General features: G+C 62.8%; 19 protein-coding genes and 1 tRNA gene. 16 read left to right on the top strand and 4 right to left on the bottom strand.

From position 1 onward, the window contains the following. Positions 1–21: 21 nt before the first annotated feature. Together CHB97_RS13705 and CHB97_RS13700 are read left to right on the top strand one after the other, a co-directional pair. Positions 22–1,860 carry an alpha-amylase family glycosyl hydrolase gene (locus CHB97_RS13705; protein ID WP_089288548.1) on the top strand — a complete coding sequence of 613 codons (1,839 nt, stop codon included), beginning with the start codon at positions 22–24 and terminating at the stop codon, positions 1,858–1,860. A 30-nt stretch (positions 1,861–1,890) separates the two neighbouring features. Continuing rightward, a complete protein-coding gene (locus tag CHB97_RS13700; RefSeq protein ID WP_089288547.1) occupies positions 1,891–2,769 on the top strand; it encodes an ROK family protein in 879 nt (292 codons plus the stop codon). Here CHB97_RS13700 and CHB97_RS13695 read toward each other — a convergent pair. Both CHB97_RS13695 and CHB97_RS13690 read right to left on the bottom strand, forming a co-directional pair. After that, the gene (locus CHB97_RS13695; RefSeq protein ID WP_244559530.1) at positions 2,766–3,290 is read right to left on the bottom strand and encodes an RES family NAD+ phosphorylase; all 525 of its coding nucleotides are present in this window, start codon (positions 3,288–3,290) and stop codon (positions 2,766–2,768) included. The genes CHB97_RS13700 and CHB97_RS13695 overlap by 4 nt on opposite strands. Continuing rightward, entirely contained in the window at positions 3,287–3,652 is a 366-nt protein-coding gene (locus CHB97_RS13690; RefSeq protein ID WP_089288546.1) for an antitoxin Xre/MbcA/ParS toxin-binding domain-containing protein, read from the bottom strand. Before CHB97_RS13690 ends, CHB97_RS13695 begins: the two co-directional genes overlap by 4 nt. A gap of 191 nt (positions 3,653–3,843) precedes the next feature. Between CHB97_RS13690 and CHB97_RS13685 the strand changes: the two genes are divergently transcribed. From CHB97_RS13685 to CHB97_RS13655, 7 genes are all read left to right on the top strand, one after another. Then, positions 3,844–4,773: an alpha/beta fold hydrolase gene (locus CHB97_RS13685; RefSeq protein WP_089288545.1), complete on the top strand. Its 930-nt coding sequence runs from the start codon at positions 3,844–3,846 to the stop codon at positions 4,771–4,773. Positions 4,774–4,887: 114 nt separating this feature from the next. Next, a complete protein-coding gene (gene rnr / locus CHB97_RS13680) occupies positions 4,888–7,170 on the top strand; it encodes a ribonuclease R (RefSeq protein ID WP_244559529.1) in 2,283 nt (760 codons plus the stop codon). Between the two features lie 125 nt (positions 7,171–7,295). Further along, positions 7,296–8,855: a S41 family peptidase gene (locus tag CHB97_RS13675; protein WP_160105867.1), complete on the top strand. Its 1,560-nt coding sequence runs from the start codon at positions 7,296–7,298 to the stop codon at positions 8,853–8,855. A 141-nt stretch (positions 8,856–8,996) separates the two neighbouring features. Beyond that, positions 8,997–9,164: a 50S ribosomal protein L33 gene (gene rpmG, locus CHB97_RS13670; protein ID WP_029012212.1), complete on the top strand. Its 168-nt coding sequence runs from the start codon at positions 8,997–8,999 to the stop codon at positions 9,162–9,164. 222 nt (positions 9,165–9,386) lie between these two features. Next, positions 9,387–9,743, top strand: coding sequence for a lysozyme inhibitor LprI family protein (locus CHB97_RS13665; protein ID WP_089288542.1), 357 nt, complete (start codon positions 9,387–9,389; stop codon positions 9,741–9,743). A 277-nt stretch (positions 9,744–10,020) separates the two neighbouring features. Beyond that, a complete protein-coding gene (locus tag CHB97_RS13660; protein ID WP_200819944.1) occupies positions 10,021–12,201 on the top strand; it encodes a TonB-dependent hemoglobin/transferrin/lactoferrin family receptor in 2,181 nt (726 codons plus the stop codon). A 17-nt stretch (positions 12,202–12,218) separates the two neighbouring features. Beyond that, positions 12,219–13,235: a DUF6607 family protein gene (locus tag CHB97_RS13655; RefSeq protein WP_089288540.1), complete on the top strand. Its 1,017-nt coding sequence runs from the start codon at positions 12,219–12,221 to the stop codon at positions 13,233–13,235. Between the two features lie 835 nt (positions 13,236–14,070). Here CHB97_RS13655 and truB read toward each other — a convergent pair. Both truB and rbfA read right to left on the bottom strand, forming a co-directional pair. Further along, entirely contained in the window at positions 14,071–15,012 is a 942-nt protein-coding gene (gene truB / locus CHB97_RS13650; RefSeq protein ID WP_089288539.1) for a tRNA pseudouridine(55) synthase TruB, read from the bottom strand. After that, a complete protein-coding gene (rbfA, locus tag CHB97_RS13645) occupies positions 15,002–15,526 on the bottom strand; it encodes a 30S ribosome-binding factor RbfA (RefSeq protein ID WP_089288538.1) in 525 nt (174 codons plus the stop codon). Before rbfA ends, truB begins: the two co-directional genes overlap by 11 nt. A gap of 243 nt (positions 15,527–15,769) precedes the next feature. On the opposite strand from rbfA, the gene CHB97_RS13640 reads away from it, so the two are divergent. The 7 genes from CHB97_RS13640 (at position 15,770) to CHB97_RS13610 (ending at position 22,902) form a co-directional block, all read left to right on the top strand. Further along, positions 15,770–15,844, top strand: a tRNA-Gln gene (locus tag CHB97_RS13640). A 323-nt stretch (positions 15,845–16,167) separates the two neighbouring features. Beyond that, positions 16,168–17,379, top strand: a complete 1,212-nt coding sequence (locus tag CHB97_RS13635; protein WP_244559528.1) for an EAL domain-containing protein — start codon at positions 16,168–16,170, stop codon at positions 17,377–17,379. Between the two features lie 224 nt (positions 17,380–17,603). Continuing rightward, entirely contained in the window at positions 17,604–18,590 is a 987-nt protein-coding gene (locus tag CHB97_RS13630; protein WP_143270894.1) for a hypothetical protein, read from the top strand. 354 nt (positions 18,591–18,944) lie between these two features. Continuing rightward, on the top strand, positions 18,945–19,952 hold the full coding sequence (locus CHB97_RS13625; protein ID WP_089288535.1) for a sulfate ABC transporter substrate-binding protein: 1,008 nt from the start codon (positions 18,945–18,947) through the stop codon (positions 19,950–19,952). Positions 19,953–20,116: 164 nt separating this feature from the next. Further along, a complete protein-coding gene (gene cysT / locus CHB97_RS13620) occupies positions 20,117–20,971 on the top strand; it encodes a sulfate ABC transporter permease subunit CysT (RefSeq protein WP_089288534.1) in 855 nt (284 codons plus the stop codon). 1 nt (position 20,972) lies between these two features. Continuing rightward, entirely contained in the window at positions 20,973–21,845 is an 873-nt protein-coding gene (cysW, locus tag CHB97_RS13615; protein ID WP_089288533.1) for a sulfate ABC transporter permease subunit CysW, read from the top strand. 16 nt (positions 21,846–21,861) lie between these two features. After that, complete coding sequence (locus CHB97_RS13610) at positions 21,862–22,902, top strand: sulfate/molybdate ABC transporter ATP-binding protein (RefSeq protein ID WP_089288662.1); 1,041 nt, start codon at positions 21,862–21,864, stop codon at positions 22,900–22,902. Positions 22,903–22,925 lie beyond the last annotated feature (23 nt).

Raw genomic sequence — 22,925 nt, 5'->3', positions numbered from 1 at the left:
TTTTCAAGAAAGCCCTTTGCCATGAGCAGCTTTCCCCTGCCGGTCACCCTTGCCGATGCCGATCTGGCCCAGCGCCTGACGGAACGGATCGCCCGTCACTGGCCGGCCGCCCTGGCCGCCTTCCGCACGCTTTATGCCGGTCACGCCGATCTGGCCCTGTGGGAACAGAAGCTGGCGGCCCGCCTGCTGGCCAGTGCCGCCGCCCGGCCCCCCGACCTGCAGGCCCTGGACGTGGCGCGACAGGAAACGCCGGACTGGTTCCAGCAGCCGGACATGGTGGGGTACTGCACCTATATCGACCGGTTCGGCGGCACGCTGGCCGGCACGAAAGAAAAGCTGGATGAGCTGTCGCGCCTGGGCGTGCGCTATTTCCACCCGCTGCCGCTGCTGAAGCCGCGCAAGGGCGACAGCGATGGCGGCTTTGCCGTGGCCGATTTCCGCGATGTTGATCCCAAGCTGGGCAGCCTGGATGATCTGCGCGATCTGGCCTCCGCCCTGCGCGCCCGCCAGATCAGCCTGTGCCTGGATATTGTCTGCAACCATACGGCAGCTGAACATCCCTGGGCGCTGGCAGCCCTGGCGGGCGACCCGCATTTCCGCCAGTTCTATCATGTACTGGAAGACAAGGCGCTGGTGGAGGCCTATGAATCCCACCTGGGGCAGGTGTTCCCGCAGACAGCGCCCGGCAATTTCACCCATGTGCCGGACATGGGTGGTTATGTCTGGACCACCTTTTATCCGTTCCAGTGGGATTTGAACTACGCCAACCCGGCCGTCTTCATTGAAATGCTGGATGTGCTGCTGTTCCTGGCCAACCAGGGGGCGGAAGTGTTCCGCCTGGACAGCGCACCCTTCCTGTGGAAGCGCATCGGCACCGACTGCCGGGGCCTGCCAGAAACCCATCTGGTGGTGCGGGCTTGGCGGGCGCTGCTGGCGATTGCCTGCCCCGCCGTGGCACTGAAGGCAGAGGCGATTGTCGGGCTGGCGGAGGTGCTGCCCTTCCTGGGCACGCCGGAGAAGCCGGAATGCCATCTGGCCTATAATAATACCGCCATGACGGCGCTGTGGGCGGGGCTGGCCACCGGTGATACCGGCCCGCTGCGCCGCTGCCTGACCGATGCGCTGGCCCGACCGGCGGGGGCCGGCTGGCTGACCTATGTCCGCTGCCATGATGATATCATCTGGGCCGCCCTGAAGGGCGTGATCCCTGACGACAAGCTGGCCTGGATTTCTGATTTCTATGCCGGTCAGGCCGCCGGCCCCTTCCAGCCCGATGGGCGGGCGTTCCAGGGGGAACCGGGTGCCGTGCGTTCCACCAACGGCATGGCGGCCTCGCTGGCAGGCCTGCGGGATGGCGGGGTGGATGATGCCTCAGCGCTGGCCCGGCTGCGGCTGGCCTATGGCGTCACCTTCGCGCTGGATGGCATTCCCGCCATCTATATGGGCGATGAACGGGCGCTGACCAACGATGCCGATTATGCCAGCGTGCCCGATCAGGCGCTGGATGGGCGCTGGTTGCACCGGCCGCAGATGGATTGGCAGCGAGCGGAAGGCCCGATCCACGCCGCCCTGTCCCAGTTCGCCACCCTGCGCCAAGGCCGCAAAGCCATGCATGGCGGCAACCCCGCCCGCCCGCTGGAGCTGCCCAACCCCGCCCTGCTGGCGTTCGAACGGGCGGACCAGGGCGGCGACCGGCTGATCTGCCTGGGCAATTTCAGCGGCCAGACTCTCGCGGCGGACCTGTCCGCCTGGGCGGGTGCTGGCGGCTGGGTCGATCTGTTGAGCGGGGAAGCCGTCTCGGTAGAGGGCGTGACACTGGACCCGTGGGGCCTGCGCTGGCTGGTGCCTTCTGTGGCATGATGGAACGGCTATAAAGCGGGGAGGCAAAAAATGCGCATCGCAGGGATTGAGTTGGGTGGCACGAAGATCGTGGTGGCGGCGGGCAGCGGGCCGGATGACCTGAGCCCCGGCATCCGCATCCCCACCCGCGACCCGGCCAGCACCATGGCGGCGGTGATCGACGCGCTGGCCGGGCTGGGGCCGTTTGATGCCATCGGCGTGGCCAGCTTCGGCCCGCTCTGCCTTGACCCCACCGATCCGGGCGGCTTGCGCATCACCAACACGCCGAAACCCGGCTGGACCGACACGCCCCTGGTGGCCCCGCTGGCCGAACGGTTCGGCGTGCCGGTGGTGCTGGATACCGATGTGAACGGTGCCGCCTTGGGTGAGGGGCGCTGGGGGGCGGCCAAGGGGTTGCGTGATTACGCCTATATCACCGTCGGCACCGGCATCGGCGTCGGGCTGGTGGTGAATGGCGTGCCCGTGCATGGGCTGCTGCATCCGGAGGCCGGGCATCTGCTGGTCCGCCGCGATGCCCAGCGCGACCCGTTCAAAGGCCATTGCCCCTTCCATGGCGATTGCCTGGAAGGGCTGGCCAGTGGCCCGGCCATCGCCGCCCGCCTCGGCCAGCCGGCGGAAACCTTGGGCGAGGATCACCCGGTCTGGGAACTGGTGGGCGATTATATCGGCCAGCTCTGCGCCTCCCTGCTGCTGGTCACCTCGCCGCGCCGGATCATCCTGGGCGGCGGTGTGGGCCAACGCCCACAGGTGCGCGCCAGCGCCGAAGCGGCGATGCGCCGCCATCTGGCCGGCTATGTGCGCAGCCCGACCCTGGAAGGCGATGCAAAGATGATCGTGCCGCCGGGGCTGGACAGCCTGTCCGGCGTGCTGGGGGCGATTGTGCTGGGGGCGGGGGCACTGGCGGGTTAACGCCAGGACGCATCGTCGCGCGGCAGCCTTCCCAAATCATCCACCACCCGCACCTGATGCGGCGGATCGGGCGACCAGTGCCAGAAGATGGCATTGACGTCGCTCGCTTGCGCCCCCGCCGCAAAGCTGGGCGCCAGGATGCCGGCGCAGCCCGCCGCGACCAGCCGCTTTGCCAGCGCCCAGCTCGGCGGTTCAATGCCCCGGTCGGCCATATCTTCCCAGGCGCAGGCCAGATCGGCCCCGGCGATCCCCCAAGCGGTCAGAATCGCCGGATCGGTCAGGTCCACCATATCCGCGCAATCCACCTGATAGGCCACCATGGTCATGGGCTGGGCCTTGAAGGGGAAAGCCTGCTGCGCCTCCGTCCAGGCGCCCTGCAGGCGCAGGGCCGTGTAAAGCGCGGGTGTACCCACCGGGTTGAAACGACCACCGAACCGGGCCGCCCCCTCCCCGCTGTCTGGTGCGAAGGCCCAGCGCGGGTGATGGGCGCGGTACACCACGCCCTGCCAGGGCTGTTTCACGCGAAACCGCCCAGCGCCAGCCGGGACAGGTGACGCTTCACGGCGTCAGCCCGCCCCTCCCGCACCAGATCTTCCGCCGTCTGATCCCCGAAGGAGGGCAGCGGTTGCGACCGATACCAGGCAAAGGCCTGCTGCACCGACCCCGCCCAGGGCTGCACGCGGTTAATGATCTCCACCAGATCGCGCAGGCGGGCCTGGGTATTGCGGCTGTGCAGACGCGCGGTTTTGGAGACGGCATCACGCGACAGGCCCGCCGCCTGGGCCAGTTCCGTCTTGGTCAGATGCAGATGATCCGCCAGCCTGTCGGTGGCGACAATGCCATCAGGCTGGATCATGTCGGCCAGGATCGATGCAACAGCCATCACCAGCGCCCCATAAAATGCCCCATCTTGATATCATAAGATGAGGCACAGCAGCCTTCCCTGCAACCCCCACCACAAGGCGGATAGGACAGGGTGGCAGGATGGCGGCACCGCAACCCAACGCGTAAAGGCAAAGGCCTGAACAACCGGCGCCGGTCCTGATCCGCCGCCACGCCGACCGGGGGCCGGACATGACGCGCGCACAGATCAACCGCCGCCAGACCATGTTTTTCGGGCTGGCCAGCGCCGGGCTGACCCTGGCCGGGGCACAGGCGGCCCCACCCGCCAAGGGGGACGCGGCGCCCACCGGGTTGGCCGGCCCCGCCGGCACCCTGCTGCACAGCATGGCCCCCTGTCGGTTCGGGTCGATCCATTATCGCTATGTCAAGCCGGCTGCCGCCAGCGGCAAAACCCCGCTGCTCTGCCTGCACGCCTCCCCCGGTTCCAGCACCAGCTATGCCAAGCTGCTGCCGCTGATGGGGACTGACCGGCTGGCCGTTGCCGCCGACAATCCCGGCTATGGTCTGTCGGATAGGCCGCCCAATCCTTCCACCATCGCCGATTTTGCCGGGGCGATGGGCGACCTGCTGGATGCGCTTGGCATTGAACAAGTGGATTTGATCGGCAGTCATACCGGTTCGGCCACCGCGGTGGAACTGGCCCGCCAGCGGCCGAACGCGGTACGTCGCATCATATTGCATTCCGCCTTGATGTTCACAGCCCAGGATATTGCGGATTACCGGGCAAAACAGGTCGGCAGCGTACCAGCCAACCTGGACGCCGCCGCCGACCGGCTGCCCGATCTGTGGAAGCGTTTCGACAAGGTGCGCGCCGAGTTGGGCGATGAACTGGCCTGGCAGCTCTTCTGGGAAATGAATCGCGATCCGCTGCATGTGGGCTGGGGCCATGAAGCCTCGTTCAACTACGACTTCCCGGCCAATTTTCGTCAGTTGCAGCAGCCGATCCTGGTCCTCAATCCCCAGGAAGGGCTTTCCCCCATCACGGCCCGCGCCCGTGGCATCGCCCCCAATATCGAGGTGATGGACCTGCCCTGGACAGAGTCGCCGTTCCGCACCCGCGCCGCCGATGTGGTCCCCATCATCCGCAGGCATCTGGGATAAACCCGCCCGTCCGCGAAAGCCCTATGCGGGAAAGGCGGGGCCGGGCGGGTGGAATTGTGGCATGGTGCGCGCCACATGAACCCTTTATCGCCCCCTGCCTGGATTTGCGCGCCCGTGAAGAACCCGAAGAAAGAAGCCCCCTTCCCCACCAAGGAACAGGTACTGGAATTCATCCGGGAAAGCCCGGTGCCGGTGGGGAAGCGGGAAATTGCGCGGGCCTTTCATATCACCGGCGATAACCGCATCCTGCTGAAAGACCTGCTGCGCGATCTGGAAGGCGATGGCGCCATTGAAAAGGGCGGCCGCCGCCGGCTGGCCCCGCCCGCCAGCCTGCCGCCGGTGGGTGTGCTGATCATCAGCGATATTGATGCCGATGGCGAGGTGATCGCCCGCCCAATGAACTGGGCCGACCCGGAAAATGATCCACCGCGCATCGTTATGATGCCGGAACGACGGGGTCAGGCGGGTTTCGCCATCGGTGATCGGGTGCTGGCACGGCTGAACCGGCTGCGCGATGATTATTACGAAGGCAAAACGATCCGCAAGCTGGATGGCAACCAGCAGGCGCAGATGGTCGGCGTCTATGAGTTGGGGCGCGAAGGCGGGCGGCTGCGCCCGGCCGACCGCCGCGCGAAGTCGGAATTCGTCATCCTGCCGCAGAATGCCGGCGAGGCGAAGCCGGGCGATCTGGTGGTCGCCGAACTGCTGCCCTCCTCCCGCCTGGGCCTGAAACAGGCGCGTGTGGTGGAGGTGCTGGGCGGGGTGGATGAACCCCGCGCCATCAGCCTGATCGCCATCCACCAGCATGGCATCCCGACTATTTTCCCCACCGCCGCCCTGGAAGAGGCGTCCGCGGCGGAGGAGCCGACGCTGGCCGGGCGCACCGACCTGCGTGATTACCCACTGGTGACCATCGACGGGGCGGATGCGCGCGATTTCGACGATGCCGTCTTCGCCGAACCGGATACCGACCCCAACAATAAGGGCGGCTTCCATCTGCTGGTCGCCATCGCCGATGTCAGCTTCTATGTCCGCCCCGGCAGTGCGCTGGACCGATCCGCCTATGAGCGGGGGAATAGCTGTTACTTCCCCGACCGGGTCGTGCCGATGCTGCCGGAGGCGCTGTCGAATGAGCTGTGCAGCCTGAAGCCCGGCGTCAACCGCGCCTGTCTGGCCGTGCATATCTGGATCGACGCGTCGGGCCAGATCAAGCGGCATAAGTTCGTGCGCGGGTTGATGCGGTCGGCCGCGCGGCTGATTTATGAACAGGTGCAGGCGGCCCAGGATGGGGCGCCGGATGATCTAACCGGCCCGCTGCTGGACCCGGTGATCCGCCCGCTCTATCAGGCCTATGCGGTGCTGGCCCATGCGCGGGGCCGGCGCGGCACACTGGAACTGGACCTGCCCGAACGCAAGGTGGCGATCGGGGAGGATGGCAAGGTCGCCAGCATCGGCGTGCGCGCCCGGCTGGACAGCCACCGGCTGGTGGAAGAATTCATGATCGCCGCCAATGTGGCGGCGGCGGAGGCCTTGGAAGCGAAATCCAGCCCCTGCATGTACCGTGTCCATGCCGAGCCGGCGCTGGACAAGCTGGAGCCGCTGCGCGAATTCCTGAAAAGCCTGGGCTATAATCTGGCCAAGGGGCAGGTGATGCGCCCGGCCACCTTCACCAATATTCTGGACAAGGCGCGCGAGACCCCGGAGTCTGAAATCATCTCCACCGTCATCCTGCGCTCCCAGGCGCAGGCGGTTTATCAGCCGGATAATATCGGCCATTTCGGGCTGGCCCTGGCCCGTTATGCCCATTTCACCAGCCCCATCCGCCGTTATGCCGACTTGGTTGTCCATCGCGCCCTGGTGCGTGCCTATGGGCTGGGCGATGGCGGCCTGACCGACGAGGAAATGGGCCGGTTCGAGAAGATGGGCGAACAGATTTCCGGCACCGAACGCCGCGCCGCCGAGGCGGAGCGTGACGCGCTGGACCGCTATATTGCAGCCTATCTGGCCGACCGGGTGGGGGCCACCTTCAGCGGCAAGACCAGCGGCGTCACCCATTTTGGCCTGTTCGTCACGCTGGATGAAACCGGGGCGGAAGGCATTGTGCCCATTTCCACCCTGCCCGATGATTTCTATGACCATGATGAAATCCATCATGCCCTGATCGGGCGGCGACACCGCCGCGTGTTCAAGCTGGGCGAGCGGGTGAAGGTGCGGCTGCTGGAGGCTGACGCCATCACCGGGTCCATGGTGTTCCGCCTGCTGCATGATGATGGGTCGGAGATGCCGGCCGGGCGCGGCAGTGGCACCGGGGCCAGCCATCGCGGCCGCGGCAAGCGGGGGGAGGAGGCGCCGGCACCTTCCATCGACGCCCCCCGCCCGCCGCGTCGGCGGCGCTGAAAAAAGCCTGTGCGCCTGACCCTTTGCGTGTAACAGGCGGCTTTACGCCCCCTGCCGGCTGCGGCACTCTCTGTTGTTACAGAGGTGCCGCCAATGAAGCCGGCACCCGCGCGGGGGAAATGTGCATGGTGAGACGACGGCTGGCGCCTGTCCTGCTTCTGTTCAGCCTGATCGGCGGCTGTGCCGCCAACCATGCCGAGCTACAGCAACCGGGCCAGGCCGGCAGTGTCACCGCCGAGCAATTATTCACCGTCGCCTTCCGCCCCATTGCCGATAACTGGCTGAAGCCCGTTGCCATGCCGCAACTGGTGACGGACGGGCTGCGCCGGGTGGCCACCGCCGATGGGGCGCTGTGGGTGGTGCAGCATGACGGCCAGTTCTTGCTGCTGCGCGATGGCAAGGAACAGGCCCGCCTGCCCCAGCCCAGCGATACCATCCCGGAGCGCTGGGCCGCCCTGACGTCGGAGATGCTGCGCGCCATGCGCACTGCCTCCCCCACGCTGGCCGCCCGCCCGGCGGAGGCGGTCTACCGCGACATGTTCGACGGCATGATGGCCGATCTGGACCAATATTCCCGCTATGCCGAACCCAACAAGGCGCAGAAGGAGCGATCCCAACGCGAAGGCTATGATGGGATCGGCATTTCCATCCGTGATGTCGAAGGCGGCGGGTTCGAGGTGTCGGACGTGGTGCCCGACGGCCCTGCCGATCAGGCCGGCATCAAGGTCGGGGACCGGATTCTCACCGTGGCCGGCTTGCGCACCGTTTCCATGGGGTATGACACGCTGTCATCCATGATCCAGGGGCCGGAAGGCTCCAGCGTTGAATTGCGCGTCGGGCCGGATGATGCCCAGGCCCGCACGCTGACCGTGCGCCGGCGGCATCTGGTGCCCAATATGGTGAAGGCCAGCTTGGCGGATGGCGTGCTGGTGCTGAAGATCGAGCGGTTCAACAACGCCACCCAGGAACATGTGCGCCAGGCCGTGCTGCGCGCGCAGGAAAAATCAGGCCCCCTGAAGGGCGTCGTGATGGATCTGCGCGGCAATCCCGGCGGGGTGATGGTGCAGGCGGTGGGGGTGGTGAACCTGTTCGTGCCGCAGGGCCGAATCATCACCACACGCGGCCGCCACCCCAATTCGGTGCAATGGTTCGAGGCGCAAAAGCCAATGACGGCCTTCCCCGACCTGCCGCTGGTGGTGCTGATCGATGGTAATACGGCCTCTTCGGCCGAAATCGTCGCGGCGGCCCTGCAGGATGCCGGCCGCGCCCTGCTGGTGGGCAGTTCCAGCTTCGGCAAGGGCAGTGTGCAGCATGTGACCCAGTTGCCCAATGGCGGGGAACTGTTCATCACCTGGTCCCGCATCTATGCCCCCAGCGGCTACAGCTTCGATGGTCAGGGCATTCAGCCGAATCTCTGCCTCTCCCGCAGCGGCGTAACCATGGAGTCGCTGCTGGGTGAAGCCGGTCGGGTGGATCGGGGCGCCCAGACCCAACTGGTGCGCCTGCGCATGGCCGCCACAGAGGATGAATCGATGCGCGCCAGTCTGCGCCAGGAATGCCCGCCGGCAAGCGCCACCGGGCCGGAATCGGCCCTTGGCATGGCCGTGGCGCGCAATCTTCTGCGCGACGGGGCCTTTTACCGCCAAGCCCTGGCATCGCGTCAGACCAACGTTGCGGAACGATAGGGTCTTTACGCTTGACAGACGGGGGCGGATGCGTAGATTTCGCTGCCGTACCGCGCTGGTTCGCCCGACGCGGGTGGGAAGATATTGGATCGGCCGCGCGTCCTTGCGGTGGCCGCAAGTCTGACGCAGGTAGGATTTATCATGGCTAAGCAGAATACCGTGCTGATCAAGCTGGTGAGCACCGCTGACACGGGTTACTTCTATGTGAAGAAGAAGAACCCCCGCAAGACCACCGAGAAGCTGGAATTCAACAAGTACGATCCGGTGGCCCGCAAGCACGTGGCTTTCAAGGAATCGAAGATGAAGTGATTGCCGGCTGGCAATCCCATCTTTCCGGCCTGTTCGCAGGACCGGCTGAAACAGAACCCCGCCTCACGGCGGGGTTTTTGTTTTGGGCTTTGCCGATGCTGCCGGCCACCGTCAGTTAAAAATCAGACATTCGAACGGTTGAAATCATTACAGATTTGCCATTATGCGGCATGGCTTGATAGGTTGGGTCACCTTGTTATTTGGCAAAGATAGGACCAACCGATGCGCCTGTTGCCCGTGGCCCTGCTCGCTCTGGTGTGGGTTAGCAGCCCTGCCTACGCTGTTGATTGCGGTGATCTCGTCACCCAGGCGCAAATTAACCAATGTGCATTCGACATGTATGACGAAGCCGATCTACTGCTGAACCAGACATATAAACAGGTCATGGCTAAGCTGGACCCGCACAGACAGGCGGCCTTGAAAAAAGCGCAGCGGGCCTGGATTAAATATCGTGACAGTCATTGTGAATCAGAGGCGTCGGTGGTTGAAGGGGGAAGCATGTATCCGACGCTGCAATATTCATGCATGAGGAGCGAGACAGAAAAGAGAACAGAACAGTTAATTTCAATGCTTGAATGAAATTTCATTATAGACATTTTCGACGGAATTGAAATATCACCGAAATACCCAGTTCTGACGCTTGGGTATTTAAGTTCCAATCTTTGGTAAGCGGGTAAGCAGACCGCCCGCCGCGTTCCCCCCTCACCCGGCCCTTCGCCGGGATGAGGGCAGGGTGGGATCAAGCCATACCCCCAACAAAATCACCCCAATCCTGAAAATGATATTGATTCTCACCCACACTCGCATTATCCAATTGAGAACGATTTGCAATTGAGATGTCGAGAAGGTGGCCCTGATGCGGCGGAGTATGACGGCACTTCCCCTGGTGATGCTGGCAATGGCTGGAACGGCCATGGCCCAGGGTGTGCCGGTGACGGAACAGCAGGTGGCAGAAACGCAGGTCAGCGAGCTGACGGTGATCGCCACCCGCACGCCGAAGACCACGGTGGAGGCGCCCGCCACGGTCAGCGTGATCGAATCCAAGCGGATCGACGACCAGATGGTCAACGATATCAAGGATCTGATCCGTTATGAGCCCGGCGTTTCCGTCCGGGCCGCCCCTGCCCGTTTCACCGCCGCCGGTGCCAATACCGGGCGTGACGGCAATAGCGGCTTCAACATCCGTGGCCTGGAAGGCAACCGGGTGCTGATCCAGACTGATGGCATCCGCCTGCCCGACGCCTTTGCCTTTGGCGGCCAGTCGGTGGGACGGGGTGATTATGTCGATCTGGATTTGCTGAAATCGGTCGAAATCCTGCGCGGTCCCGCCTCGGCACTTTATGGCAGCGACGGCGTGGCCGGTGCGGTCAGCTTCGTCACCAAAGACCCGTCCGATTTCATCAAACCGGGCAATTGGTTCGGCGGCCAGATCAAGGCCGGCTATGCCAGCGCTGATGAAAGCTGGGCCAAGGGCATGGTGGTGGCCGCCAGCAGTGGCGCTTGGTCGGTGATGGCGGCCTATAACCGCCGCGATGCCAAAGAGACGGAGAACCAGGGCAGCAATGCCAGCGCCACGGCCGACCGTACCAAACCCAACCCGCAGGACATTGGCAGCAATGCCGTGCTGGGCAAGATCGTCTTCCAGCCCAATGACGCGCACAAGCTGCGCCTGACCTATGAATATGATGATCGGGAGATGAGTGCCGACGTGCTGACCGCGCGGTCCAGCACGGTCAGCGGTCTGCTGGTCAAGGACACGTCCAAGCGCAACCGCATCAGCCTCGACCATCAATATCAGGCCGATCTGGCGTTGTTGGAGGCGCTGCACTGGACCGCCTATCACCAGAACAGCAAGACCCGCCAGTTCTCGGGCGAAGATCGCACCGTGCTGGCCGACCGCATCCGCGACAATTATTTCGACAATAAGGTCAGCGGCGTGAATATCGATGCCCGCACCCGGCTGAAGGGCGATGGGATCGAGCATCTGCTGGTCTATGGCGGTGATTATTCCTTCACCAAGCAGGTGGGCACGCGCAGCGGCACGGTGCCGCCGGCCGGGGAAAGCTTCCCCACCCGCGCCTTCCCCACCACCGATTACCAACTGGCCGGCCTGTTTGTGCAGGATGAGGTCACCCTGCTGGATGGCGCGCTCTCCCTGTTCCCGGCGCTGCGCTATGATTATTACAAGCTGGACCCGAAGCAGGACCGGCTGTTCCCCAGCACGGCATCAGGGCAGAGCGATGACCGGCTGTCGCCGAAGATCAGCGCGCTCTACTGGTTCGCGCCGTCGGTCGGCCTCTATGCCAATTATGCCGAGGGCTTCAAGGCCCCGGCCCCGTCGCAGGTGAATAACGGCTTTTCCAACCCGGTGCAGAATTACCGTTCCATCTCCAACCCCGACCTGAAGCCGGAAACCAGCCGCACCGTGGAAGCGGGATTCCGCTTCCGGGGCGAGGGCTGGAGCGGCAATGTCACCGGCTTCTCCGGCTGGTACAAGAATTTCATTGAACAGGCGATGGTGTCCGGCAATTTCACCGCCGCCAACCCGGCGACCTATCAATATGTCAATCTGGCGCGGGTGGAGATCAAGGGGCTGGAAGCCAAGGGCCAGATGGCGCTCACCGATGAATTCGGCCTGATCGCCGCCGCCTCCTACACCAAGGGGGACGAGAAGGAAGGCGGCGTGAAGACCCCGTTGGACAGCGTGGACCCGTTCAAGCTGGTGGCCGGGCTGACCTGGCAGGATCAAGATGACCGGTTCGGCGGGGAACTGTCAGCGACCTACAGCGCCAGTAAATCCCGAGGCCGGATGAGCGATGCCAGCCTCTACGCGCCGGACAGTTTCGTTATTCTGGACCTGATGGCCCATTGGAATGTCAGCGAAGATGTCACGCTGCGGGCTGGCATCTTCAACCTGTTCGACAAGAAATATTGGTGGTGGAGCGATGTGCGCGGTGTCGCCGCTACGTCCAAGGTGCTGGACAGCTACACCCAGCCGGGCCGCAATGCCAGCGTCTCGCTGACCGTCAAACTGTGAGCGGGGGAGGAAAGATCATGCTGAACCGCCGTACCCTGTTCGCCGCCACGCTCGCCACCAGCACCCTGCTGGCTCTGGCGTCCGGCCCGGCCCTGGCGCAGGACAGCGCCGCCTGTGGCAAGCCGGATTGCACCGCCTTCAACCGCGACCGCGCCGCCATTCTGGCCATGGCCGGCACCTATCGCGTCACCTTCAATTTCCAGGAAACCGCCGCCTTCGTCCCCGGCTATGAGCCGCTGGAGGCCAAGCGGTCCGGTGGGTTCGAGGCGGTGCGGGTGATTGAGGATACCGGCCGCATCATCCGCCTGCAGCACCTGCTGGTGGTCAAGGATGAGGAAGACAAGCCCTATATCGTCAAGCACTGGCGCCAGGACTGGACCTATGAGCCGGAAACCGTGCTGGTCTATGGCGGGCCCGACCAATGGGTGGTGAAGCCGGTCGATGCCGCCAGCCGGAATGGCGCCTGGTCACAAACCGTCTGGCAAACCGACGATTCGCCGCGTTATGGCGGGGTGGGCCGCTGGGCCTATGACCGGGGGGAAACCCGCTGGGTCAGCGATGAGACGGCCCGCCCGCTGGCCCGCCGCGATGCCGTGCGCAAGCCGCCCTATGACCATTATATCGGCATCAACCGCCATGCCCTGACGCCTGCCGGTTGGGTGCATGAGCAAGACAATGCCAAGGTCGGCACCCGCGACGGCAAACCGGCCACCTTCGTGCATGAGGTGGTGCTGAACAGCTACCGCCCCTCCACCGATTTCGATATCGCCGCCGCCGACAGCTATATGGCCAAAACGGCCACCTATTGGGCGGCCGTGCGCAAGAGCTGGGAAGCGGTGATGGCGGCCCAGGGCGGCATTCATCTGGTGCAGGAGGCCGAGAATGGCTCTGCCACCGGAAAGGCTTTGATGGAATTGGCCGACGCCGTGAAGGACGGCAAGACGGCCAGCAGTGACGCCGTGGCACAGGCACGCGCCTTGATTGCCAATGCCACGGCAAAGGGACCGGCCAAGGCCGGCGCGTCGCGGGGGTGACGCGGGACCGGGTGGGGGTGGAACCTGAAGCCCCCAGCCCCACCCGGTCCGTCTATGATCCAAAGCCCAATCCCGGGCCTTGGACAATCTCTTGCCTCTCTCAACCTGGAAAATCTTCACCCCGGTGGCCGCCGCCACCGGGGTGTTCTTTGTTCAGTTCCACTCTTTTTGATAGTCGTGACGTTGGTTGCAAAAAATTTCGCGCCCGATGAATAGAACCCTTGAACTTTGCCCTCCGCTTTTCTATCTTGAAGATAGCGACGCGGCAGGAAAATATCGCCCGCCATAAGCAAATGCATTATCAGCTAAACCCCAAGCAAATCCGGGCTGCTGGTACTTTGAGGTAAATGCACCTCAATCCCAAAATCGGAACCTTAGCTGCGGTTTTCAGCTTTAATAGCCGAAAGCGCCAAAGGAGCTTGGAATGGACAAGAAATTTCTTGTTCAGCTGAAGCGTTGCATTCGGCTGCTTATTAACTACGTCATCCCACTGATCTTCCAGATGCTTAAGCTATACGATATAGCGAAACATCTATGGATGTGAAACCAAGACTGGGATGGTGCGTGATCTACAAACCATCCCAGTCACACTGTTATCCGGAAAGTTAACCTACTTTTCGAAACCTTGCCCTTTCTCCACCATCATTCCTGCGAAGACGGGGAATCCAAAACCCGCACTGCTGTATGGATTCTTGCCTTCGCGGGAAGGACGGTTAAAGGGTTGGAAAAGAAGCGGATGTTCTTGAACGGACTCTCAGTAGACAACCTGTACGCTATGTAACTGATCCCACCCACCGGCGAGAAAAGCAGTGAAGCGGCTTTCAAAAATCTCCCCTTAAACGTGCAGCACCCGCACCGGCTTCAGTTCCGCCCCGTCCAGGCGGACCAGGGCCACCGGGCGGCCGGCTTCGGTGGCCAGGGCGGCCCCTTCGGCCGCCCCTTCCCGCACCGCTTCCAGCCGCTCCAGATCGCCCCGGCGCAGCAGCAGCACGCCCTGGCCATGGCGCAGGCGCTGCGCCTCCGTGGCGGAAAGGTCGATGGCGGGCAGCTGGTCCAAGGCTGTTTCGATGGGCAGCAGCAGATCGTCCGGGTCACGTTCCCCAGCGGCGACGATCTGCTCCAGCTCCTCCAGCGTCACCGCATTTTCCAGGGTGAAACGCCCCACCGACAGGCGGCGCAGCACGGTGATATGGCCGACCGTGCCCAGCGCCACGGCCAGATCGCGCGCCAGGCTGCGCATATAGGTGCCCTTGCCGCAGGCGACCTCAAATTCCACCTCATCGGCAGACGGGCGGCCGATCAACTGATAGCGATCCACCCGCACGGTGCGGGAAGCCAGCTCCACCACCTCCCCTTCGCGCGCCAGATCATAGGCGCGTTCGCCATCCACCTTGATGGCGGAATATTGCGGGGGCACTTGGGCGATCAGCCCGGTGAAGCGGGGCAGTACCGCCTCAATCTCCGCATCCGTGGGGCGGCCGGGGGCGGTGGCGATGACCGTGCCGGCACGGTCATCGGTATCCGTTGCCTCCCCGAATTTCATCACGAATCGGTAGGTCTTGTGCCCGTCCATGGCATATTGAACGGTCTTCGTCGCCTCCCCAAAGGCGATGGGCAGGATGCCGGTGGCGATCGGGTCCAGCGTGCCGCCATGGCCCGCCTTTTCCGCCTTCAGCAGCCAGCGCACCTTGGCCATAGCCTGGGTGGAGGTCATGGTGCCGGGCTTGTCCAGCACCAGCCAGCCATGGCGGGGAACGCCCTTGCGCTTACGCGCCATGGTTCTTCTGCCCGCTCACATCCTGGGCGTCGGAGCCGGCGGCAACATCCTCGTCGCCTTCCTCCTCCAGCAACTCTTCCACTGCCTCATCCATCGGCACGCCCTCGCCATCCAGGTGGCGGACGATATCCTGTGCCACGTGCGGATCATGCAGCAGACGGTCGATCTTGCTGGCATATTCAAAGGAACTGTCGGCCTGGAAGGACAGGCGCGGCACATGCTGCAACCGCACCTCCCCGGCGATCTGGCCGCGCAGGAACAGGGCGGCCCGGTTCAGCGCCGGGATCAGGTCCGGGTGACCACCGCCCAGCGGAATGACAAACGCGGTGGCGTTCTTCAGGTCGGGGCTGATCCGCACCTCGGTGACCGTGACATTTATATCCAGCAGCGCGGGATCGCGGAAATCCGCCCGGCGCAGAATGTCGGCCAGCACATGGCGCAGTTCTTCGCCCACGCGCAGCTGGCGCTGGGTGGGGCCCTTGGCGGCGCTGCCGCCTTCACGTTTCCTGCTCATCTTTCAAAAACCTCTCTTCCCGGCGGGGGGATCGGACCCCGGCGCCGGGTTAAAACACCGTCGAACCGTTCGAGGGTGCGCTGGGTAGCATATAGTCATCAAGCCGTAACCTGCTAGTTTGGCAAGGCCACGGCCGCGAAACGGCACCCTGGCGAACAGGGCGCAAAAAATCTGTTTCTATACCGTTGCACCGGCAGATGAATTTGACTATGGTGCGCGCCGCCCGGTAACGGGCCCTGATGCTGGGGCGTCGCCAAGCGGTAAGGCAGCGGTTTTTGGTACCGCCATTCCCAGGTTCGAATCCTGGCGCCCCAGCCATCCCTCCCTGCCGATATACGGCCAGAAATCCAATCATAAACCATACGGAAGATCGGTTGCGCGCCGTTGCCGATCTGCGATGATCGCATTGCAGATCGAATTTCGTTGTATTGGATAAAGCTAAAATTTTGTATAGTTCACTGCTAACGGCAATTTAACCGTATGATACGCGGATATGCCGGGGCGACAGGGAAGTGCCGGTCATGGTGGCCGGTGCGGGCGGCCTGAAAAGGGCGTAAGGCGGTTTTATGAATCGGCAGCCGAATGCACCGAAACGCGACTGGGTCAGGGTAAAGCCTGGCGAGCGTTCGTCTGCGAACGCGATGCCGGACCGGCCCGAATATGATGACCAGAAGCTGCTGACCCTGCTGCAATCGGCCAAGCGGGAAGTACAAGGCCTGCGCCTGATCCATCTGCACATGTCGCTGCTGAAGGATAAGAGCCAGCTTGACATCATCTCCATCAAACGGGCGATGCAGGAAACGGCCGACCAGTCGGCCTATCTGCAGGTGTTCAGCCTGTCGAATGATGATGTCATTGTGCTGTACAAGGGCATCAAATTCTCCCTGATCTCCGACGTCTGTTCGAAGATCGAAAAGCTGATGCTCTCGCGCACCAGCATGATGAAGCGCAATCCTTATGGGGAGGACAGCCTCTACTCCATCATGGAGTTGTCGCTGAACTTCGTGAATGTGATCCGCTTCATTGAAGGGCTGGCGCGGGAGAATGACCCCGCCACCGCGCAGACGGAAACCAAGCCGCCGATCACGCTGGAGGAACTGGGCAAGATCGAACGCGCCGTCCAGATGTTCGATCTTTCACCTTTCATGCTGAACCAGCCGGTGGTGAATATCCAGGCCACAGACAGCAATCATTACGAATATTTTGAGCTGTATATCGCCATCAAGGCGCTGGAAGAGCGCCTGTCGCCGCAATATGACATCACCGCCAATAAATGGCTGTTCAGCTATTTCACGGCCAATCTGGACAATTCGGTCCTGAAGGCCCTGAATTACGGGGTGGATTTCCTGCGCGGCCGCCGCATCGGCCTCAATCTCAATCTCTCCACCATCATGTCGGCGCCTTTCGTGAAGTTCGACGAAAAGCTGACGGCCGACCTGCGCGGCAATGTCGTGCTGGAAATCAACAAGGCCGATCTGGTGGAGAATATCGACACCTATAAGGAGGTGGTGGATTTCGCCACCGCCAAGGGCTACCAGATCTGTATCGACGGGCTGAATGATTTCTGGGTCACCCATATGGACCTGGAATATATGGCCTGTGACTATGCCAAAATCTTCTGGACCGACGAAATGGAAGCGATGTCGGACCATGAATATGAAGTGTTCGCCGACAAGATCCGGGGGCAAAGCAATTGCCGCTTTATCCTGGCCCGCTGCGGCAGCGTTTCGGGCCTGATGTTTGCGGAAAAGGCCGGCATTGATCTGGTGCAGGGCCGGATTGTCGATAATATCCTGCGCAAAGGCGTGCTGATCCGCGACGCGATCAAGAGCGCCAAAATGATGAATGATTGAGGCGGGGCTGACCGCCGCCATCCATCACCCCATGATAATTGCAGTCATCTGATCCGGGGCCACAGGCTGTGCCTTGGGGTTTCTCCTTGGCACCCAGGAATATTGCCCCCTATCGGGACGGTTCATCCTTAAGGACATAAAGGACTACTGCGAACCCGGTGCTGCTTCTGCTATGGTGCCATTGTTGCCAAGCAGTAGGGACCGGGGAAATCCGGCAATGGTCAGTGTCTGAACGGGAATTGGCGGCCACAGGAAGGGCAACAGGGGGAGCTGGGGAGGAGCCGAGCACCAGTACCCATTTCCTGTTTCAAAGCAAGGTCTTCTCCCTTCCCGGCGGCTATTTCTCCCTGCATGAACATAGCGAGCCGGTGTTCGCTGTGCATCTGGGCGACGTCTGGGGCAAGATCCCATTTCGCACATTGCGCGAATCCTTCTATATCGACGACCGGAGCGAGGATGCGCGCCTGTTGGGCGTGGTCGAGAAGGGGCTGAAATATGTCAAAGAGATCCGGCCCGGCGACAGCATCCCCCGTGAACTGCTGGATGGCACCGCGTCATGGCGGGTGGAAGAACGCCATCTGACCATTGCCCGCGGCCGGTTGACTTTGCAGCTCGTCTCCTGGATCAGCGGCAAGGAGGAGATGGTCAACGATCCTTACGAGCTGGAAAAGATCGTTGAAGACCCCCAGACCAAGGTCCGCGTGCAGGAAGCCTTCAGCAAGCTGGCCAAACAGTTCGGCATTCCTGAGGAGCGCAAGCAGGAAATCGTCGACAAGGTGGATAACCTGGCCCGCGAAATGTCCTATATCGAGGCATTGCGCGAACGTTACGGCCATATCCAGAAAATGATGGTCAAGCTGGCCCAGTCGAAGCGGATTTTCCGCAGCGACCAGCAACTGGCCAATGACATTGCTCGCATGGTCGCCCTGGCCAAACAGCCGCTGGGGCATTTTGACGATCTGTTCAATCAGGTGGACGGCCAGACCGCCGAGGTGATGGCCATGCTCAGCACCTTTGATGCCCAGGTCACCTTCATCCGCCACATGCGCGACGATCTGCACACCCTGCTGATGCTGTGGGATGAGATGATCGACATGTGGAACGGTCATGATCCGGAACGGGATGCCGAAACCGAAAACCGCCTGAAGCGTACCTATCAGTTCCTGGCTAAGAATTTCCTGATCAGCAAGGTCTGGCAGCGCGGCGGCTGACCGCCCCATCGCGGCAATATTTCACACTCATCCCATCGTAGTTCGTGTCATCATACCGCCGGGTATCGATGACGGATGTGCTTTGGCTGGCCGATGGCAGCGGCGGCACGCTCTGGCATCGGGGCGGAAAACTGTCATTCCCACATTTAACATTTTTTATGTGTTTAAATTTTTTATTGACAGCAAAATTTGCTCGGTACAATCTCCATATCACCGGTAGGAAATACCAACCGGCCGCGGCAATTTGATCGGGCAGCTTGCGCCGCGCACCAAACGCTAAAGCGCCACGAATAACCTTCGTGGGCCCGCCACCCGCCGGCATCGCCGGCCAAGGAATCGAAGGAACTGGCCACCATGAAATGGTTCAAGCGCGTCGCCATCGCCACTGCCGCCCTGGCAACGCTGGCGGTCAGCCCTGTCTGGGGCAACAGCCAGCTGCTGAACGTCTCCTATGATCCGACCCGTGAATTCTACAAGGAATTCAACGACGCTTTTGCAAAGCACTGGAAGGATCAGACGGGCGAGGCGGTGGAGATCAAGGCCTCCCATGGCGGGTCGGGCAAGCAGGCGCGCTCGGTCATTGATGGGCTGGATGCCGATGTGGTGACCCTGGCGCTGGCCTATGACATTGATGCACTGGTGGAAAACGGCAATCTGCTGTCCAAGGAATGGCAGGCCAAGCTGCCCTATAATTCCTCCCCCTATACCTCGACCATCGTCTTCCTGGTGCGCAAGGGCAACCCCAAGGGCATCAAGGATTGGGATGATCTGATCAAGCCGGGCATCCAGGTCATCACCCCCAACCCGAAGACGTCGGGCGGGGCGCGCTGGAACTATCTGGCCGCCTGGGGCTACGCCGAGGGCAAGGCCAGCGGCAGCCAGGATGCCGCCAAGGATTTCGTCTCCAAGCTCTATAAGAATGTGCCGGTGCTGGATACCGGGGCGCGCGGCGCCACCACCACCTTCGTGCAGCGCGGTATTGGTGACGTGCTGCTGGCCTGGGAGAATGAGGCCTTCCTGGCCATCAATGAACTGGGGCCGGACAAGCTGGAAATCGTCGTTCCCTCCGTCTCCATCCTGGCGGAACCGCCGGTGGCCGTGGTGGACAAGAATGTCGACCGCAAGGGCACCCGCAAGGTGGCTGAGGCCTATCTGACCTATCTTTACACCCCGGAAGGCCAGGAACTGGCCGCCAAGCATTATTACCGGCCGCGCCTGCCGCAGCTGGCCCAGAAATATGCCGACCGTTTCCCCACGCTGACGCTGTTCGACATCACCAAGTTCGGCGGCTGGCAGCAGGCGCAGAAGACCCATTTCGCCGATGGCGGCGTCTTCGACCAGATTTACAAGCCCGGCCAGTAAGCGGGGCCTTGGCAAGCAACAGCGACCCATCCTGAACAAACCCGTCCCCGGCCAACAACCGGGGGCGGGCGTTTCTGTGTCGCCTTTACAACCGGGGCCGAAAGCCACAAAGTTGGCCCCAACGAACAGGGAAGTGCCAGCGTGACGTTTGAAAGGTTTGGCCAGTGACGGGACGTTCCTTCTTCTCCGTCTTTCCCCGGCGGGACCGGTCGATCATTCCCGGTTTCGGGCTGACGCTGGGCATCACCCTTTTCTATCTCACCATCATCGTGCTGATCCCACTGGCAGCATTGGCCCTGCGGCCGATGGATCTGGGCTTTTCCGGCTTCGTCGCGGCGGTGACGCAGCCGCGCGTGCTGGCGGCGCTGAAGCTCAGCTTCACCACCGCCTTCTTTGCCGCTGCCATCAATGCCGTGTTCGGCCTGGCCGTGGCCTGGATGCTGGTGCGCTATGAATTTCCCGGCAAAAAGGTGGTGGATGCCATTGTCGATCTGCCCTTCGCCCTGCCCACCGCCGTGGCCGGCATCGCGCTGACGGCGCTCTATGCCCCCAATGGCTGGATCGGCCAATATCTGGACCCGCTGGGCATCAAGGTGGCCTTCACGCCGCTGGGCATCGTGGTAGCGCTGACCTTCATCGGCCTGCCCTTCGTGGTGCGCACGGTGCAGCCAGTGTTGGAAGAACTGGATACAGAGTTGGAGGAGGCCGCCGCTTGCCTGGGTGCAACGCGGCTGGAAACCTTCATCCGCGTCATCTTCCCCGTGATCATGCCGGCCTTGATGACCGGCTTTGCCATGGCCCTGGCGCGGGCCGTGGGCGAATATGGCTCGGTCATTTTCATTGCCGGCAATATGCCGATGGTGTCGGAGATCACGCCCCTGCTGATCGTCATCAAGCTGGAACAGTTTGATTATGCCGGGGCGGCGGCCATTGGTGTGGCCATGTTGTTGATTTCCTTCATCATGCTGCTTGTGATCAACCTGCTCCAGCGCTGGAGCCGTCGCTGGGCGGGGATGTAAGATGAGTGGACCTGTGACACAGAATCGGGCGGGCCGTCCCGCCCTGGCCGAACCCTTGTGGGTGAAGGCGCTGGTGATGCTGCTGGCCCTGGGCTTCCTGGGCTTCTTCATCCTGCTGCCGCTGGCCGGTGTATTCACTGAGGCGCTACGCCGTGGCCTTTCCACCTATTGGGAAGCCTTGGTAGAACCCGATGCCTTTGCCGCTATCAAGCTGACCTTGCTGGTGGCTGTCATCGCCGTGCCCGCCAACATGGTGTTCGGCATTGCCGCCGCCTGGGCCATCACCAAGCATAAATTCCCCGGCAAATCGCTGCTGCTGACCCTGATCGATCTGCCCTTCTCCGTCAGCCCGGTGATTTCCGGTCTGGTCTATGTGCTGCTGTTCGGCGCGCATGGGCTGGCCGGCCCCTGGCTGCGCGACCATGGCATTCAGATCGTCTTTGCCGTGCCGGGGCTGGTGCTGGCCACCATGTTCGTCACTTTCCCCTTCGTGGCCCGCGAACTGATCCCGCTGATGCAGGCGCAGGGAAGTGATGAGGAAGAGGCGGCAATCACCCTGGGGGCGTCCGGCTGGCAGACCTTCCGCCGCGTCACCCTGCCCAACATCCGCTGGGGTCTGCTCTATGGCGTGTTGCTGTGCAACGCCCGCGCCATGGGGGAATTCGGGGCCGTCAGCGTGGTTTCCGGCCATATAAGGGGGGAGACCAACACCATGCCCCTGCATGTGGAGATTCTCTATAACGAGTATAATTTCGTGGCCGCCTTCGCCGTGGCCTCGATGCTGGCCATCCTGGCGCTGGTGACCTTGCTCGCCAAGTCGCTGCTGGAATGGCGCCATGGCGCCGAACTGGCCGCCACCACCCGCCGCCATTGACCGGAAACGCATCATCATGAGCATTTCAATCAAGAGCCTGACCAAGCGTTTCGGTGGTTTTGCCGCCGTGGACGGCATCGATCTGGATATTGCCAATGGGGAGCTGATGGCCCTGCTGGGCCCCAGCGGATCGGGCAAGACCACCTTGCTGCGCATGATCGGCGGGCTGGATTTCGCCGATGAGGGCACCCTGCTGATCGAAGGCGAGGAAGCCACGGTGACGGCACCGCACGCGCGGCGCGTCGGCTTTGTCTTCCAGCATTATGCCCTGTTCCGCCACATGACCGTGTTCGAGAATGTGGCCTTCGGCCTGCGGGTGGCCCGGCGCAAGCCCAAACTGGCTGAGGCCGCCATCAAGCAGAAGGTGATGGACCTGCTGGAACTGGTGCAGCTGGCCCCCCTGGCCGGGCGTTATCCCAACCAGCTATCCGGCGGCCAGCGCCAGCGCGTGGCGCTGGCCCGCGCGCTGGCCACCGAACCGCGTGTACTGCTGCTGGATGAGCCGTTCGGCGCGCTGGATGCGAAGGTGCGCAAGGAGCTGCGCCGCTGGCTGCGCGACATTCATAAGGGCATGGGGGTGACGACGGTTTTCGTCACCCATGACCAGGAAGAAGCGCTGGAACTGGCCGACCGCGTCGCCATCCTGAACAAGGGTCGGATTGAGCAGGTCGGCACCCCGGCAGAGGTCTATGACCGTCCGGCATCCGCCTTCGTCTGTGACTTCCTGGGCGGCGGCACGCGGCTGGACTGCCAGGTGGAGGGCGGGGCCGCCCTGATCGGCAATGCCCGCGTGCCGATTGTCAACGCCGCCCCGGCGGGCGGCAAGGCCATCGCCTATATCCGCGCCCACGATATCGAACTGGCCGATGGCGGCCCGGATATCCTGCAGGCCCGGGTCCGGCTGGTACAGCCGGTAGGCCCACAGCTGCGCCTGGACCTGGATTTCAACGGCCAGGTGGTGGAAGCCGTACTGGACCGCGACAGCACCCAGACCGCCCCGGTGCCGGGCCAGCTGGTGGGGCTGCGGCTGCGGCAAGCGAATGTTTATGCAGGATGATTGGCGGGGCGGCGGACAGTTTT

Origin of the sequence: Azospirillum sp. RU38E (assembly GCF_900188385.1) — a bacterium.
Taxonomy (GTDB): domain Bacteria; phylum Pseudomonadota; class Alphaproteobacteria; order Azospirillales; family Azospirillaceae; genus Niveispirillum.
This window is presented reverse-complemented; position numbering and strand designations above follow the sequence as displayed.

Bases quoted from the DNA above. Each gene is read 5' to 3' on its own strand.
- CHB97_RS13705 (WP_089288548.1), top strand. From the start codon at position 22: ATGAGCAGCTTTCCCCTGCCGGTCACCCTTGCCGATGCCGATCTGGCC.
- CHB97_RS13700 (WP_089288547.1), top strand. From the start codon at position 1,891: ATGCGCATCGCAGGGATTGAGTTGGGTGGCACGAAGATCGTGGTGGCG.
- CHB97_RS13690 (WP_089288546.1), bottom strand. From the start codon at position 3,652: ATGGCTGTTGCATCGATCCTGGCCGACATGATCCAGCCTGATGGCATT.
- CHB97_RS13685 (WP_089288545.1), top strand. From the start codon at position 3,844: ATGACGCGCGCACAGATCAACCGCCGCCAGACCATGTTTTTCGGGCTG.
- CHB97_RS13675 (WP_160105867.1), top strand. From the start codon at position 7,296: ATGGTGAGACGACGGCTGGCGCCTGTCCTGCTTCTGTTCAGCCTGATC.
- rpmG (WP_029012212.1), top strand. From the start codon at position 8,997: ATGGCTAAGCAGAATACCGTGCTGATCAAGCTGGTGAGCACCGCTGAC.
- CHB97_RS13665 (WP_089288542.1), top strand. From the start codon at position 9,387: ATGCGCCTGTTGCCCGTGGCCCTGCTCGCTCTGGTGTGGGTTAGCAGC.
- CHB97_RS13660 (WP_200819944.1), top strand. From the start codon at position 10,021: ATGCGGCGGAGTATGACGGCACTTCCCCTGGTGATGCTGGCAATGGCT.
- CHB97_RS13655 (WP_089288540.1), top strand. From the start codon at position 12,219: ATGCTGAACCGCCGTACCCTGTTCGCCGCCACGCTCGCCACCAGCACC.
- truB (WP_089288539.1), bottom strand. From the start codon at position 15,012: ATGGCGCGTAAGCGCAAGGGCGTTCCCCGCCATGGCTGGCTGGTGCTG.
- rbfA (WP_089288538.1), bottom strand. From the start codon at position 15,526: ATGAGCAGGAAACGTGAAGGCGGCAGCGCCGCCAAGGGCCCCACCCAG.
- CHB97_RS13635 (WP_244559528.1), top strand. From the start codon at position 16,168: ATGCCGGACCGGCCCGAATATGATGACCAGAAGCTGCTGACCCTGCTG.
- CHB97_RS13625 (WP_089288535.1), top strand. From the start codon at position 18,945: ATGAAATGGTTCAAGCGCGTCGCCATCGCCACTGCCGCCCTGGCAACG.
- cysW (WP_089288533.1), top strand. From the start codon at position 20,973: ATGAGTGGACCTGTGACACAGAATCGGGCGGGCCGTCCCGCCCTGGCC.
- CHB97_RS13610 (WP_089288662.1), top strand. From the start codon at position 21,862: ATGAGCATTTCAATCAAGAGCCTGACCAAGCGTTTCGGTGGTTTTGCC.